Annotated in this window: 12 protein-coding genes and 1 pseudogene; 6 read left to right on the top strand and 7 right to left on the bottom strand. The window is 69.0% G+C overall.

Going from position 1 to position 13543, the window contains the following annotated elements; genetic code table 11:
- Positions 1 to 47 precede the first annotated feature (47 nt).
- Positions 48 to 1346: an RHS repeat-associated core domain-containing protein gene (locus ACH45E_RS44065; RefSeq protein ID WP_361456847.1), complete on the top strand. Its 1299-nt coding sequence runs from the start codon at positions 48 to 50 to the stop codon at positions 1344 to 1346.
- A gap of 149 nt (positions 1347 to 1495) precedes the next feature.
- Here the strand turns inward: ACH45E_RS44065 and ACH45E_RS44060 are convergent, their stop codons facing one another.
- Both ACH45E_RS44060 and ACH45E_RS44055 read right to left on the bottom strand, forming a co-directional pair.
- A complete protein-coding gene (locus tag ACH45E_RS44060; RefSeq protein ID WP_361456844.1) occupies positions 1496 to 2641 on the bottom strand; it encodes a phage tail sheath subtilisin-like domain-containing protein in 1146 nt (381 codons plus the stop codon).
- Between the two features lie 482 nt (positions 2642 to 3123).
- Positions 3124 to 3958, bottom strand: a pseudogene (locus ACH45E_RS44055) (replication-relaxation family protein).
- Positions 3959 to 4480: 522 nt separating this feature from the next.
- Between ACH45E_RS44055 and ACH45E_RS44050 the strand changes: the two are divergent.
- Positions 4481 to 4687: a hypothetical protein gene (locus ACH45E_RS44050; RefSeq protein WP_361456841.1), complete on the top strand. Its 207-nt coding sequence runs from the start codon at positions 4481 to 4483 to the stop codon at positions 4685 to 4687.
- 129 nt (positions 4688 to 4816) lie between these two features.
- Here ACH45E_RS44050 and ACH45E_RS44045 read toward each other — a convergent pair whose 3' ends face one another.
- On the bottom strand, positions 4817 to 5455 hold the full coding sequence (locus ACH45E_RS44045; protein WP_361456838.1) for a TetR/AcrR family transcriptional regulator: 639 nt from the start codon (positions 5453 to 5455) through the stop codon (positions 4817 to 4819).
- Between the two features lie 77 nt (positions 5456 to 5532).
- Here ACH45E_RS44045 and ACH45E_RS44040 point away from each other — a divergent pair, with 77 nt between their 5' ends.
- Complete coding sequence (locus ACH45E_RS44040) at positions 5533 to 6252, top strand: carboxymuconolactone decarboxylase family protein (RefSeq protein ID WP_361456835.1); 720 nt, start codon at positions 5533 to 5535, stop codon at positions 6250 to 6252.
- Positions 6253 to 6426: 174 nt separating this feature from the next.
- Positions 6427 to 7590 (top strand): IS630 family transposase, encoded by a 1164-nt coding sequence (locus tag ACH45E_RS44035; RefSeq protein ID WP_361456832.1) that lies wholly within the window; start codon positions 6427 to 6429, stop codon positions 7588 to 7590.
- A gap of 90 nt (positions 7591 to 7680) precedes the next feature.
- Here the strand turns inward: ACH45E_RS44035 and ACH45E_RS44030 are convergent, their stop codons facing one another.
- A complete protein-coding gene (locus ACH45E_RS44030; RefSeq protein ID WP_361456829.1) occupies positions 7681 to 8100 on the bottom strand; it encodes an ester cyclase in 420 nt (139 codons plus the stop codon).
- Between the two features lie 91 nt (positions 8101 to 8191).
- Between ACH45E_RS44030 and ACH45E_RS44025 the strand changes: the two genes are divergently transcribed.
- Both ACH45E_RS44025 and ACH45E_RS44020 read left to right on the top strand, forming a co-directional pair.
- The gene (locus tag ACH45E_RS44025; protein ID WP_361456827.1) at positions 8192 to 8752 is read left to right on the top strand and encodes a PadR family transcriptional regulator; all 561 of its coding nucleotides are present in this window, start codon (positions 8192 to 8194) and stop codon (positions 8750 to 8752) included.
- A 20-nt stretch (positions 8753 to 8772) separates the two neighbouring features.
- A complete protein-coding gene (locus ACH45E_RS44020; protein ID WP_361456824.1) occupies positions 8773 to 9753 on the top strand; it encodes an NADPH:quinone reductase in 981 nt (326 codons plus the stop codon).
- A 22-nt stretch (positions 9754 to 9775) separates the two neighbouring features.
- Here ACH45E_RS44020 and ACH45E_RS44015 read toward each other — a convergent pair whose 3' ends face one another.
- From ACH45E_RS44015 to ACH45E_RS44005, 3 genes are all read right to left on the bottom strand, one after another.
- Positions 9776 to 10492, bottom strand: a complete 717-nt coding sequence (locus ACH45E_RS44015; protein ID WP_361456821.1) for a site-specific integrase — start codon at positions 10490 to 10492, stop codon at positions 9776 to 9778.
- Positions 10493 to 10627: 135 nt separating this feature from the next.
- Positions 10628 to 11647 carry an alcohol dehydrogenase catalytic domain-containing protein gene (locus ACH45E_RS44010; protein ID WP_361456818.1) on the bottom strand — a complete coding sequence of 340 codons (1020 nt, stop codon included), beginning with the start codon at positions 11645 to 11647 and terminating at the stop codon, positions 10628 to 10630.
- A 55-nt stretch (positions 11648 to 11702) separates the two neighbouring features.
- Positions 11703 to 13139 (bottom strand): carboxylesterase family protein, encoded by a 1437-nt coding sequence (locus tag ACH45E_RS44005; protein ID WP_361456815.1) that lies wholly within the window; start codon positions 13137 to 13139, stop codon positions 11703 to 11705.
- Positions 13140 to 13543 lie beyond the last annotated feature (404 nt).

Below are 13543 nucleotides of genomic sequence, written 5' to 3'. Positions count from 1 at the left end.
GCAGTGCGGGATGGAGCCCGGCCTGGGCCACCTTGCCGGCCGAGCCCTTGGAGAAGACGGTCGATGTCCGTTCAGCCGTCGCCGGCCTCGACTTCATCCGAACCACCGAGGGCCACCTCAACGAGCTGACCAACGTTCTTCAGCGGATGCGTGTGCTGTCGATCCAGTCGGCGAACGGCACCTACAGCGAGGAAGACCGCTCGGCCATCCAGATCGAGGTCGACCAGCTGACCGACGAGATCGACCGCATCGCCGACCAGGCCGACTTCACGAAGATGCGGATGCTCAGCGACGCCTCCGCAGAGGCCAACGTGAGGGCGGCTGATGAGCTGGGCATGACGCCCGCAAAGATCAACACTCCCGCGTCGCTCGCCAACGCCCAGGCATCCTGGACCCTGCGCGTCCACGTGGGCGCGAACACCAACGAGGCGCTGGCCGTGAACATCTACGCCGCCAACATCCAGCACCTCTTCGCCGGTGAGGCGGCCGCCCCGGCCGACCAACAGCACGGCGCAGGAGCCCAGGGCGGGGCCGCCGTGGCAGGTCCGGTGAATGTCATGACGGCGATCGACGCCAACTCGTCCATCGCGAAGATTGATGTCGCGATCAAGGCCGTCACGGACCAGCGATCGAACCTGGGCGCGTTCAGCAACCGCCTGGAATCCGCGATCCGCGCCGCGAACGTCACGGATGCCCGCGACAAGTTGCTGGCAGCCATCGGCACCGAGGCCGAGCACGTTGCGAAGTGGTCCCCGGGCCAGGCATCGGCGGCGCTGGCACAACTCGCCGACGCCTACACCCTGGCGGCCAGGAACAACGTCCTCACCCAAGCCTCGCAGGCGATGCTCGCCCAGACCAACCAGCTTCCCCAGGGCATCCTCCGACTGCCGCGCCGTGCGCCCACCTCGGAGGGATCGGAATCAACCGACGTGGAAGGTTCTGCCGACAGTTCGCAACGGCAGATCCCGGTGCACATCATGGTGTCGGAGGTACCCACCGCCGCGGATGCCCGCGACAAGCTGCTGGCGGCCATCGGCACCGAAGCCCAGCACGTCGCGGCCACGTCCGCGGGCCAGGCATCCGCGGCACTGGCGGAACTCACCCGCGCTTACTCCACGGTGGCCTCCCCTGAAGCAAGCCTCGTGAGTGTCCTGGGCTTCAACGGGGAACGGCCCGACCCGGTGACGGGGTGGTATCTCCTGGGGAACGGCTACCGGGCCTCCAACCCCGTGCTCATGCGGTTCAACTCCCCGGACAGCTTGTCTCCCTTCGATGGGAGCGGACTCAATCCCTACGCATACTGCCTGGCAGACCCCGTTAACTACGTGGACCCCACCGGGCACTGAGGTTCCTGGACTCGGCCGCCCATGTTCTGGGACCGTGATCAGCGCCAGTGGGCGGCCGGGCACCAGCACCAGAGGTATGGCCGAGCCTCACGAGGCCTCCGGTGCCCTGGCCAGTCATGGCCGGGGCACCAGGCGCACAGAGCCGGTGACTACCGCTTCCTGCGCTGGCCGGCAATCTGGGTGATCGTGAAGTGGACGAACTCGGCGGGACGTACGGGAGCCACGCCGATGTCACAGATCACGTGGCCGCCGGCCACGCTCTCCGGCGGGTTGTTGGACTCGTCGCAGATCACGTAGAAGGCTTCGTCGGGCGTGCGGCCGAGCAGCGCACCTTGCCGCCATTGATCTGTCAGGAACTGGGAGACGCTGCTCCTGATGGTTGCCCACAGGCGGTCGTCGTTCGGCTCGAAGACCGCCCAGGTCGTGCTCTGCCTGATGGAGTCACCCAGGTAGTTGACGAGGCGCCGGACGTTGAGGTACTTCCAGTCGCACTCCTCGGAGAGCGTCCGCGCGCCCCAGACCAGGAGGCCGCTGCCGGGGAACCCCCGAAGGCAGTTGACACCCGCCGAGTTCAGAGACCCCTGCTCGTCGTCTGTGAGCTCACGCTCAAGTGATACGCCGCCTCGGAGGGCTTCGTTGGTGGGGGCCTTGTGCACGCCGCGTTCGGCATCGACGCGGGCCCAGGCGCCGGCGACATGCCCGGACGGCGGCGCGAGAACAGGGTCGCCATCGTCCCTCTTCACGGTGACCCACGGGTAGTAGACGGCGGTGTACTGCTGCTCCAACAGGTCGGTGATCCCGAGGGCAGCCGCAGCTTCGTCCGTCTCCGTAGGCGACAGTCCCTGGTCGGTATGCAGCAGGGCCATGCGGTTGCCCATCTTGACGCAGTGCTGGGCGACCGCTTGAGCGATCGCGGGGGCGTCGTCCGAGTCCCACAGGTCCGGGACGACCACGATCTTCACCTCAGGGCAGTACTCCAGCCCGGCAAGCCCGGTGCTGTCGCTCTCGCTGCCTCGATAGGCCGCGACACGGTCCCGGCCCGGGGCGGTACCGACGATGAAGCAGGTCTTGCCGCCATTGGCGAAGAACCCTTCGACCGCGGCAGGCAGAAACGAATCCTTGAGCGCCTTGGCGCCGTCCTTCTCGGCGGCGAGGAAGCCCTCGCGAAACTCGCGCCAGCTGCTGATCCGGGTCGGTCCGGACGGGCCCCCCGGCAGTTCTCCGAGGAACGCAGGGGTCGACGTACCGACGCCGCTGATCAGGCGCGTGCCGCTGGGAGCGGAAGAGTCGGGCATACGTGCTCCTCGAATGTCAGGGGAAACAACCTGGGCCGAGCTCGTAGGGCCTGGAACCGGTTGTAAGTGCTCAAGCATCCAGCCGGGCATAACAATACAAAGAGATGCCAATCAGTCACTGAGAGTGGAAGGGTGAAATTTTGCTGCCAGCCGAGGACGGCCAAAGAGCGATCCGCGCGCTCAGGTCCGCTGCTGCCTCGACTGAGTGCTTCAGTCGGTGTCTTTGACGGCACCGTCGCCCTCGCGGCGGGGATTGCGGGCCTTGGGCGGACCCAAGGTACGGCCGTCCGGCCCCTGTGGTCGGGGTTCCATGCCGCCCACCGTCACTGGGTGCCGGCTGCGCAACGCTGTGACCTGCTGTGGTCGGGGTAGCGCGGGCTCATGATTGGGCTCGTGGTCGGGTGGTGCGCATCGTCGTACGGGCGGTGTGGTGGTGCGCAATCGCTGCGCGGTAGCTGATGCGCTGCGGTTGCGCAGGGTGTCTACGGGTGTCGGGTCTGGCTCCAGGGGACGCGCCGGTCGGGGTCGTGAATGGGCCGCCACACGGGTGCGGAGGGGCCGTTGCGGAGCAGGTCGACCAGGGGCGTGGCCAGGACGGGAACCTTGCGCAGGAAGCCGGACAGCGTCAGTTCCGAGGCGGCCGCGTGCAGGGCGCGGATGCGCGTCTCGATGCCGGTGGGGCCGGTGCCGTCGAGGACGAACAGCAGCCGCGGAAACAGTGGGTAGCGGCGTCTCCAGTCCTCCTCTGGGAGCTGCTGCCCGGCGGCCGGCTTCGGGCGGCCGGGCACGGGCGCGGGTACGTAGTCGTGGAGGCGGGCGTAGGCGGTGAGTTTCGCGGCGAGGCGTTCGGGCCCCATGGTGGCCCGGTCGACTTCGGCGAAGGCCCGCAGAATCGATCCTCCGTCGGCGGAGGTGCGGTAGTACAGCAGGCCGTCGGGGATGACGGCCTCGCCGCTGCCGAGGGGGGTGGTGGACCTCGGGGATCCAGTCCAGCGGCCGGCACTCGTCGCCGCGACGGCGGGCATCCTGCAGGAAGGCAAGCCCGGTCTCCGTCACCGTCAGCGCATGCCCCGCCCGCAGCCGGGCCGCGGTGCGGTCCGCGACCAGCCTCGGCGGCCGCCGCTCCCGTAGCTCGGGCCACTCGGAGGCGACGTCCACGCCGTACTGCGTGGCGAACCACACCCGGGTGCGGCTGGCCTGCGGCAGAGTGACACGGTCGATGAGCCCCTCGCCGCGCAGCTTGGCCAGGCGACGCCGTGTCTGCTCGATCCGCACCCCCGGCGCGATCACCAGATGCACCTGTTCCGTCGTCGCCATCCGGTACTGCGCCAGCGCCAGCCGGTCCCCGCCGCCGGCGTCCACGTTCAGCATCCTCACTGCTGTCCTCCAAGTACGGTGCATCGCCGCTCTTTGTCCGGCGCCGCGCGTACGCCTAGGCCAGCAGTCGGCCCCGACCAGAGCCCCGACCGTGAAGGCCCGACCAGCGTCACGATGCGATAACCACGCCCCCGACCACGCCAGCAACCCCTCCTACGTCCCCTCCGAAAACCCCGCCGACAACTGCCCGCACCCACCGGACACCTGACGACGTATCCGCAGGTCACCACGCCCTTAAGGCTGGTCGGGAAGCCCGACATCCCCCTCTGCACCTCCACAACGACCCCACCAAGGAAGAAGAACGGGGAGGGGAGGGCGGGCGTGGTGGAGGAGCGTCAGGGGATCGGGCGGTCTTCAAGGGGTGTTGCGCGTCGGCGGGCCTCCGCGCTCAGCACCAGGTGGGCGACCAGGAGGACCCGGGCGCCAGCCGGGGGCAGCTTTGGGGCACAGGCGTCAGTCGTCGTGACCCTGGCCGTGCTCGTACAGGGCGCGGGCTTCGGTCACGGCGCGCCGCCAGCCGCGCTCGTCGTTTCCGTGTTCGTGCGTCAGCTGCGCGGCGATGCCGCGCCGGTATCCGCAGGCCCGCCGGGGTTTCTCGAGGGCGGCGGCGACGGCCTGGCCGCACTGGGCGCGGCTGGCGCCGCCCCCCTGGTTGCCCCGGCCGTCTAAGTGGTCGGCGCTCGAAGTCCTTCGGGGGTTGACGTGAGGTCGGGCCGTATGCGGGGTGCGGGGGAGCCGGCTTTCCGGGATCGGCTACCGTGGCGCGGCACTGTGCCGTTTTGCCGCGCGTCACACGCGTCACCCTTCCTCGGGCGGAACGCCGACCAGTTTCACCAGGAACCGGTCCACCTGTTCTTCCAGCGGGGGCCAGGGCAGGTCGGGTTGGTTGACACGCAGCGAGACCGCACCGTGGACGGCCGTGCGCAGATCCAGGCAGACGGTCTCCGCGTCGCCCTGCGGGGCCAGCCCGGCGTCCATGCAGCGGCGGATCGCCATGGTCGTGCGCTGGGCCATCTCCTCCTTGAAGGGCATGTCCGCGCGCCGGTTGAGCGTGCTCTCGTGCAGCACCTTGTACAGACCCGGGTGTTCGCGGGACCACGCGCCGAGCAGCGCCGTTCGGGCGCGCAGCGCGGCCACCGGGTCGGCGGCGCCCGACTCCGCGTCGTCCACCGTGCGCAATAGGTCCGCATAGCAGTGCTCCAGCGCGGCCAGCACCAGTGTGTCGCGGTCGGCGAAGTGGATGTAGACCGAGGTCGCGGCGATGCCGACCTCGCGGGCGACCGCCCGCAGCGACAGCGCCTGGTCGTCGGCGAGGTCCGCCAGCAGCCGCAGCGCCGCGTCGACGATCTCGGCGCGCAGCCGTTCGCCCTGGCCGCGCGGGTTGCGGCCTCGCGGCGTGGCGCGGGCGGTCGTTCGGGCCGGAGTGGTCGCGTCCATGATCACCCATTGTATGGGACACGCCTGTAGGGCTACAGTTGTAGCCCTACAGGCGTTCGCTTAAGGAGTGAGTCACCATGACACTGCCGACCCAGACCGCGGTGAGGGAACTCGACCCGGTGTTCGCGGAAATGGCCGCGGCGAGCTTCCGGCCCATCGGGCCGGGAACGGGAGCGCGGCTGACGCCGCGCGAGCTCGCCCTGCTCAGCCTTGTCGCCGATGTCTGCGAACAGATGCTCGGGATGCCGTTTGAACTGCATGTGCGTGCCGCCCTGGACAGCGGCCTCGACGCCGATGACCTGCGCGAGCTGCTCCGCTTCATCTCCTACGACAGCGGTTACCCGGCGGCGCTGGCCGCCTTGGAGCGGCTGGCCGAGATCGAACGCGAGCACGGTCTGCCCGGCCCGACAGGCCAGAGCCATCGAGTGAACGCGGACGGTACGGGTAGCCCCATTCCCGCGGCGATGCGCGCTGAGGTGTGTGCCCTTGACCCGGGCTTCGCCGATTACATGGACCTGCAGTCACGGATGCGCGCCGACATGGCCCGGATCAGCGTCCGTGAGCGGGCGTTCGCCACCATGACGGTCGACGTCCTCTACCAGACGCTCCAGGAGAGCTTCCGTGCCCATGTCGGCCGCGCGCTGGGCGCGGGAGCGACGCCCGACGAGGTCCGCGCCGCCGTCCGCGCCACCGCGACATTCGGGATGACCCGGACCTGGCGCGCCCTGAACGTCCTCGACGCGCTGCTGGCCGACCTGGAGGAACCGCAAGGGAAGCAGACGGCCAAGAACGCCTGACCGCCTGCCGCTTCCACCCCGCACACGGCCTGGGCCGCAGGACCGGACCACCGCAGCGCAGGCCGCAGGAGCAGTCCCGCGCACCGTTGTGCGGCCCGCCGCGACGCCACCGCGGCACGGCAGGCCGCGCAACCGCCAGCGATCCACTTCACGAGATCGGCCGTTCCTCCTGCCATGCGCATACCCTGCGCCCGCCCCGTGGTGCTGACCGCCGCCGAGCGCCACCGGCTGAAGAAGATGGCCTACGGCCATAAGACTCCCCATCAAGCCCGGCAACGGGCGACGGTCGTGCTGCTGGCGGCACGCGGACGCAGCAACGCGTGGATCGCAGCCGAGACTCACCTGCATGTGGACACCGTGCGAACCTGGCGCGGCCGGTTCGCCGACGGCGGCCTGCCGGCCCTGGCCGACCGCAAGCGCAGCGGGCGCCCCGCCCGCTTCACTCCCGTGCAGGTCACCGAAGCCAAGGCGCTGGCCTGCCAGTTACCCGCCGAGACCGGCGTACCGCTGGCGCGCTGGTCGTGCCCGGAACTGGCCGCCGAACTGACCGCGCGTGGGATCACCGACACCGTCTCCGCGTCCACAGTGCGCCGCTGGCTGCGCGAGGACGCCCTCAAGCCCTGGCAGTACCGGTCCTGGATCTTCATCCGCGACCCCGACTTCCGTCCCAAAGCACAACGGGTCCTGGACCTGTACGCCCGCACCTTCGAAGGCGTCCCGCTGGGCGAGGACGAGTACGTCCTCGGCGCCGACGAGAAGACCTCGATCCAGGCCCGCTGCCGCTGCCACCCCACCCTGACACCCGGACAGGCCGGGGCCATGCGCGTCAACCACGAATACGGCCGCGGCGGAGCCCTGGCCTACCTGGCCGCCTACGACATCCACCGCGCACGGGTCTTCGGCCGCTGCGAGCCGACGACCGGCATCGCGCCGTTCATGACCTTGGTCGAGCAGGTCATGACCCAGGAGCCTTACGCCAGCGCGAACCGTGTCTTCTGGATCGTGGACAACGGGTCCTCGCACCGGGGAAAGACGTCCGTCGACCGCCTGGCCGCCAGGTTCCCGAACGCCGTCCTGGTCCACACCCCGGTCCACGCCTCTTGGATGAACCAGACCGAGATCTTCTTCTCCATCGTCCAACGCAAGGTCGTCTCACCCAACGACTTCACGAACCTCGACCAGGTCCGAGACCGACTCCGAGCCTTCGAAGGCCGCTACAACGCCACGGCACAGCCGTTCCAGTGGAAATTCACCACCTCCGACCTGGACGATCTGCTGGCTGTTGCCCGACACACCGCCGATCATCCAGAAGAATCCTCCGCCGCCCCGGCCGCCTGATCAACCCCCGAAGGACTGCGAGCGCCGACCACTAAGTGGGCAGCCCGACTGCTCTCATCCCGCATCGAACGTATGCGCTCCTTGCCTGCTTCATGGTGCCGGCACGGCACCGATCTGCTGCATGACTCCAAGGAGGTCGGGCTGACCTCGTTCGCCGACAATCCGGCCGTCGGCCAGGTAGTAGAAGTTCATGGCCTGTACCGAGATCTTGCTGCCGCTGGCGGGGATGCCGAAGAAGTCACCGTCATGAGTACCGCGCATGGTGAACCGTGCGGCCACTGTGTCGCCCTCGCTGACCATCTCCTCCAGGGCCCACTGCACGTCCGGGAATCCACTGCGCATCATCCCGATGACCTCCATGTAGCCCTCGGGACCTCGAAGCGGCTCCGGATGACTCGGTGCGTGGAACACCGCGTCGGGAGAGATGACCTCGCGGCCAAGATCCTCATTGGCTGTGTTGATGAACTCGACGAAGCGGTTCATCACGGACTTCACGGCTTCAAGCGGCATGCTTCTCTCCTCGCGGCGGTGATATTCCGACTCAAGGTAACATCGATTCGATGTGTACATCGTTTCGATGTGTTTGTGGGATAGTGAGGGCATGCTGGAACTAGCGATACTGGGCTTCCTGGCCGGGGGTGCTCTGCCCGGGCACGAGCTGCGCCGGCGGGTTTCGCAGCTGACCGGGTACACGCGGCCGGTCAGCGACGGCAGTCTGTATCCGGCGATCAACCGTCTGACCAAGGCTGGCCTGCTGGAGCGGCGCGCCGACGCGGGGGCGGGCCCAGCGCGGTACGTGCTGAGCCTGACCGGCGCCGGGCGCACCGAACTGCTGAAGCGGCTGCGCGAGCCGGCCGACCATGAGATCACCGACTTCACCCGCTTCTTCACTGTTCTGGCGTTCCTCTCGCACCTGCCCGAGGTGCCCGAACAGCACGCGGTGCTGCGCAGACGGCTTGAGTTCCTGGAGGAGCCGGCGAGCTTCTTCTACGACGGTGACAGGCCATTGCGGGCCGAGGAGGTGGCCGACCCCTACCGGCGCGGCATGCTGCTCACCGCCCGTGCCATCAGCAGCGCCGAACGCGCCTGGCTACACGCTGTTCTGGACGGTGACGAGCCCACCGAGAGCACTCCATTTCCGCTCGACGAACCCGCGAGCTGACCGGCCCTGGAGGTATGTCCATGCTTGCATCGTGGTACGACGAACAGGGCCCTGCCGCCGATGTCCTGCGCGTCGGTGAACTGCCCGACCCCACCGTCGGCCCCGGCGAGGTCCGCGTCCGCGTCACCGTTTCGGGCGTCAACCCCGGCGACACCAAGAAGCGGCGCGGCTGGCTCGGCTCCTCGATGCCCTACCCGCGGGTGATCCCGCACAGCGATGCCGCCGGAGTCATCGACGCGGTGGGCGGCGGAGTCGGCGCCCACCGGGTGGGACAGCGGGTATGGGTGTACGGCGCCCAGTCCTATCGCCCCTTCGGCACCGCAGCCCAGTACACCGTCGTGCCTGCGGATCTGGCCGTCGCGCTACCTGACCACCTCAGCGACGAACTCGGCGCCGGCCTGGGCATCCCTGGGATCACCGCCCACCGCACCGTTTTCAGCGACGGCCCCGTCGACGGACAGCTCGTGCTCGTGCATGGGGTGCTCGGCGGCGTCGGCTCCCTGGCCGCGCAGCTCGCCCGGTGGGGCGGCGCGACGGTGATCGGGACCGTGCGCCATGGCAGCGACCTGAACGGCGTCGACCCCGCCGTCGTCTCCCACGCCGTGGCGCTCGACGAGGACGACCCCGCCGCCGCGATCCGCACGCACGCTCCCGACGGCGTGCACCGAATCGTCGAGGTGGCCCTGTCCGATAATGCGGACCTGGACCACCTCGTCGCCGCGAACGGCGCGGTGATCGCCGCCTACGCCACCCGGGACGACCGGCCCCGACTTCCCTTTTGGCCCATGCTGTTCAACAACGTCACGCTGCGCATGCTCGGCAGCGACGACTTCGCCGAAACGGCGAAACGGCAGGCTGCCCGCGACCTCACCGCCGCAGCCGCAGTCGGCATGCTCACCGTCGCCATCGGCGACGTGTACCCGCTGGAGAAGATCGCCCAGGCCCAAGACCGTGTTGATACCGGCGGCCGAGGTCGCGTCCTGGTGACCATTCCCAACTGAACTGTGCCGGCAAGAGGCCTGATCACTCGGGCCGCGGGGGTGGGGTGCCGTTCCGGCCGGCGATGTCGTGGAAGGTCGGGATGCCTAGCTCCACGACGGTGTTTCGGCGGACTTGTTGGGCATCCAGCTGGGCTAGCTTGTCCTGGGCTCCGGCAAGACTGACCTCGAGCCCTTCCAGCTCGCCCAGCCAGCCCTCGCGTTCGGCCTCGATGATGCGGGCCAGGAGGTTGTCGCGGATCTCGACCAGGCGGCCGCGCTGGTCGGGCTCGGGACGGAGCATCGAGCAGCGGACGCAGGCGTGTTCGTGGATGCACGAGGTACCGAACGCGCGAGCGCAGATGCCGATGGAGAGCTTGCGGCGCTCGAAGTGGCTGAGGAAGGCATCCCACTCCTCTGCGGTGGGGGTGCGGTATTCCTCGCTGGGGCGCAGGAAGCGGCGGCGGGCGATGAACGCGCGGTGGGCTTCGATGGCTTCGGCCGGGTAGATCGCGTTGTAGCCCATGGTGGTGTTGATGTCGGCGTGCCCGGCGATGACTTGCGCAATGTGGGGCGGTAGTCCGCTGCGGATGGCGTCGGTGATGAAGATGCGCCGGAAGTCGTGCGGGTCGAAGTCCAGGGGGCAGCCGTCGGCGTCGGTCAGGCCGGTGGCGTCGAGGACGTCGTTGAGGCATTTGCGGAGGAACTCGCCGTTCATGGCGGAGATCTCGCCGCTGCGGTCGTACTGGAACAGCAGCGGCATGGGCGGATTCCACACGCGTTCGTTGTAGTCAACTGTTCGGTTTGCCAGCCCTGCAATCAGATCTTCCCTCCGGGGGGCGGGCGATCTGGAAACGCGGAACGGCCACGAACCCGGTGCGGGATGGTCGGTGCTTCTTCAGTCGTCGAGGAGCACCACGTGCTTGCCGGGCGTCGTACCGGACTCGACGTCAGCCTGGGCGTCACGTACCTGCTCAAGACCGCGGTAGGTCTTGGCGACCGGGGTCTTGAGCTGGCCGTCGGCGATCGCCTGGAGCTGTTGCTGGAATACCTGGGGCGGCAGGTCGGCGGCCTCGCCCGCGTAGCTGGTCAGCCGCACCCCGCTGGGGATCATGAACGGGCTGAAGTCGGGAATGGACCAGCCGCCGGCCAGAGCGCCGGTGAAGCAGACGGCGCCGTGCACCCGTACGCATCCGAAGGTGTCCGGCAGAGCTGTGCAGCCCACCAGTTCCAGCGCCGCGTCGACACCCTGCGGTACCAGGTCGCGGACCTTCTCGGCGATCCGCCCGTCGTCCACGACCGGGTGGTCGACGCCCATCGCCCGCAGCTCGTCGCCGCGGTCGGAGTTGCGGGTGGTGGAGATGACGGTGGCGCCGATCTCCTTGGCTATCGTCGCCGCGCTCAGCCCGACCGTGGAGGTGCCGCCGCGGATCAGCAGCGTCTGCCCGGCCTTGAGGTCCAGGCCGTGGGTCAGGGATCCGTAGGCGGTCTGGAACATCTCCGGCAGTGCGCCGACAACGTCCCACGGCAGGTCCGTCTCGAACGGGATGATCTGCCCGGCGGGGACGGTCACGTACTGGGCGTAGGCGCCGTCGTAGGAGCGGCCCATGTTGCCCATCATGGTCGCGACCTGCTGGCCCGGCCGCAGCCCGCTGTCCTCGTCTGCCTCGTCGACCACGCCGACGCCCTCGATGCCGGGGATACGCGGGTAGGTGACCTCCGCGTCCGACTCGCCCTTGCGGGTGGTGACCTCGGACTCGTTGACGCCGAACGCCTTGACCTTGATCCGTACCCAGCCGGGCTTACGGGCGGGCACCGGCACGTCCTTGATCTCCAGTGCGTCGAGGCCGCCGGGGTGGGTGACGACGACGGCCCGCATGGTTGCTGGTGCGGAGCCGGCTGCTGTTGGTTGGCTCATGCCGACTTCCTTACTCTGTCTGTGCCCTGCGTTGTTCCGGATCGCCCGCCGTCTGTCAGGGGCGGTCGATGCCCTCCCACAGGTCGAGGGCCGCCTCGTAGTGGGCAGTGGCCTCGAAGGGAGGGTTGCCGACGCTTTCCGAGGTGGGCCGGTCCGTGACGGCGGGCCACAGACGGGACTGCTCGCCGGTGGCGAAGTCGAGCACGATGTCGCGGATACGCGTGTCACGCTCGGCCTGCTCCGCGCTGCGACCCGGTTGTTCCTGGCCGACCAGGCCGTACATCTCAGTGCCGTGGTACGCGGGCGCACCCTCGGCGGGCCCGATCATCAGGAGATGGGCATTGCCGCCCGCGGCGGCGTGCGCCAGGGCACCGCGGGCCGCGGGCAGCGCGAAGAGGTAGTCCGCCATGAGGGCGGCGCGGACCTCGACCGGCTTACGGCCACCCTGGTCGTAGGCATCGACGAGCTTCTTGGCGCGCGAGCGGGAAATGCGCCACGTCGCGACCTCGTCGGTGACGGCGTCGAGAGTGTGCGGGTCGAACCGGTCGAGGTCGTTCGCCACCCACCAGCCCATGTCGTCGCTGGCCATGCTCAGCAGCACGTCGACATCGCGGTGTGCGCCCGAGGCCAGGACATCCATGGGGTGGGCGTGCACCATTGCGCCGGGCTGCCCGATGTCCAGGACGACGCCGGTGGCCTTGTTGTCCACCCCGCCGCGGACGCCGAGATCCGTCGGGGCGACCTTGCGCAGGGCGTCCCTAAGGGAGGTCGCGTCGAGGTCGAGCAGCTTCTCAGGGTTGTCCGCGACGCCGAGTTCGGTGGCGAACCGGTGCGCGAGTTCCTCTGCCCACCAGGCCGGGATGCTACGAGCGGGCCCGCCGGAGAAACCGGCCAGACGCCGGTACAGGCCGTCGGCGGAGGAGGCACCCAGCAGCCCGAAGGTGGAGTAGGCGCCACCGCTGTGGCCGTAGACGGTGACATTGTCGGGGTCGCCGCCGAAGTGGGCGATATTCCGCTTGATCCAGGTGAGCGCGGCGATGACGTCCTGCAGGAAGAGGTTGCTGGCCTCCGCCAGCCGCCCGCCGTACTGCGACAGCGAGAGCGCACCCAGCGCGCCGAGCCGGTAGTTGATCGACACGCCCACCACACGCCCTGTCGCCGCGAGACCGGAGGCGTTGGAGGTGATCTGGGTGTTCGCGCCGTACTCGAATCCGCCACCGTGGATGTACACGGCCACCGGCAGCGCCTTGTCGGCGGGCTGCTCGGGAGCCCACACGTTCAGGTTCAGGCAGTCCTCGCCCATCCCGCTGTCCGCTTCGAGCCAGTCGCCGCTGTCGGGCTGGATGGAGACGACGCCCTTGCGGTCATAGGGGAGGTCCGGATCGAACTCCGCGACCACGGGTCGGCGATACCGCTCGGCAGTGGCGTACGGGATTCCCCACCAGGACCGCACCCCTGGTGCAGTCGGAGCCTTGGGAGCGGTCGCGGTCATGACGTGTCCTTCCAGCGCGGTTCGGGTGTTCGCGCGGTGCTTCGGCTGCTGGTTGCTCGCGGTGACGTCTCCCATCGTTTCCCGGGATCCGACAGAGCGCCCGGCAGGTGGCGGTCAGCCGGTGGTCATCAGGTGACACTTCGGCAACAAGACTCGGTGCAGGCCATGAGCTTCTACTACATGGCCGACGGCCGGATCGTCGGCGAACGGGGCCAGCCCGGCCTCCGCGGGGTTATGCAGCACATCGGTGCTGTACCGGCGTGGTGAACCTCGTAGCGCCGGGTGAGCCTTCTGTCGTGCGGGATTGCCGCTGCTGAGAGGGGTCCGTACGGCGCGGCAGCAGAGGACGAAGGCCTCCACCGGAGCGCGGGCGCCCAAGCGGGTTCACCGCAAGAGGTCCGTCT

Source organism: Streptomyces sp. NPDC020299, assembly GCF_044387825.1.
GTDB lineage: Bacteria > Actinomycetota > Actinomycetes > Streptomycetales > Streptomycetaceae > Streptomyces.
Note: the sequence above shows the minus strand (reverse complement) of the source record. Positions and strands in the feature narration are given on the sequence as shown.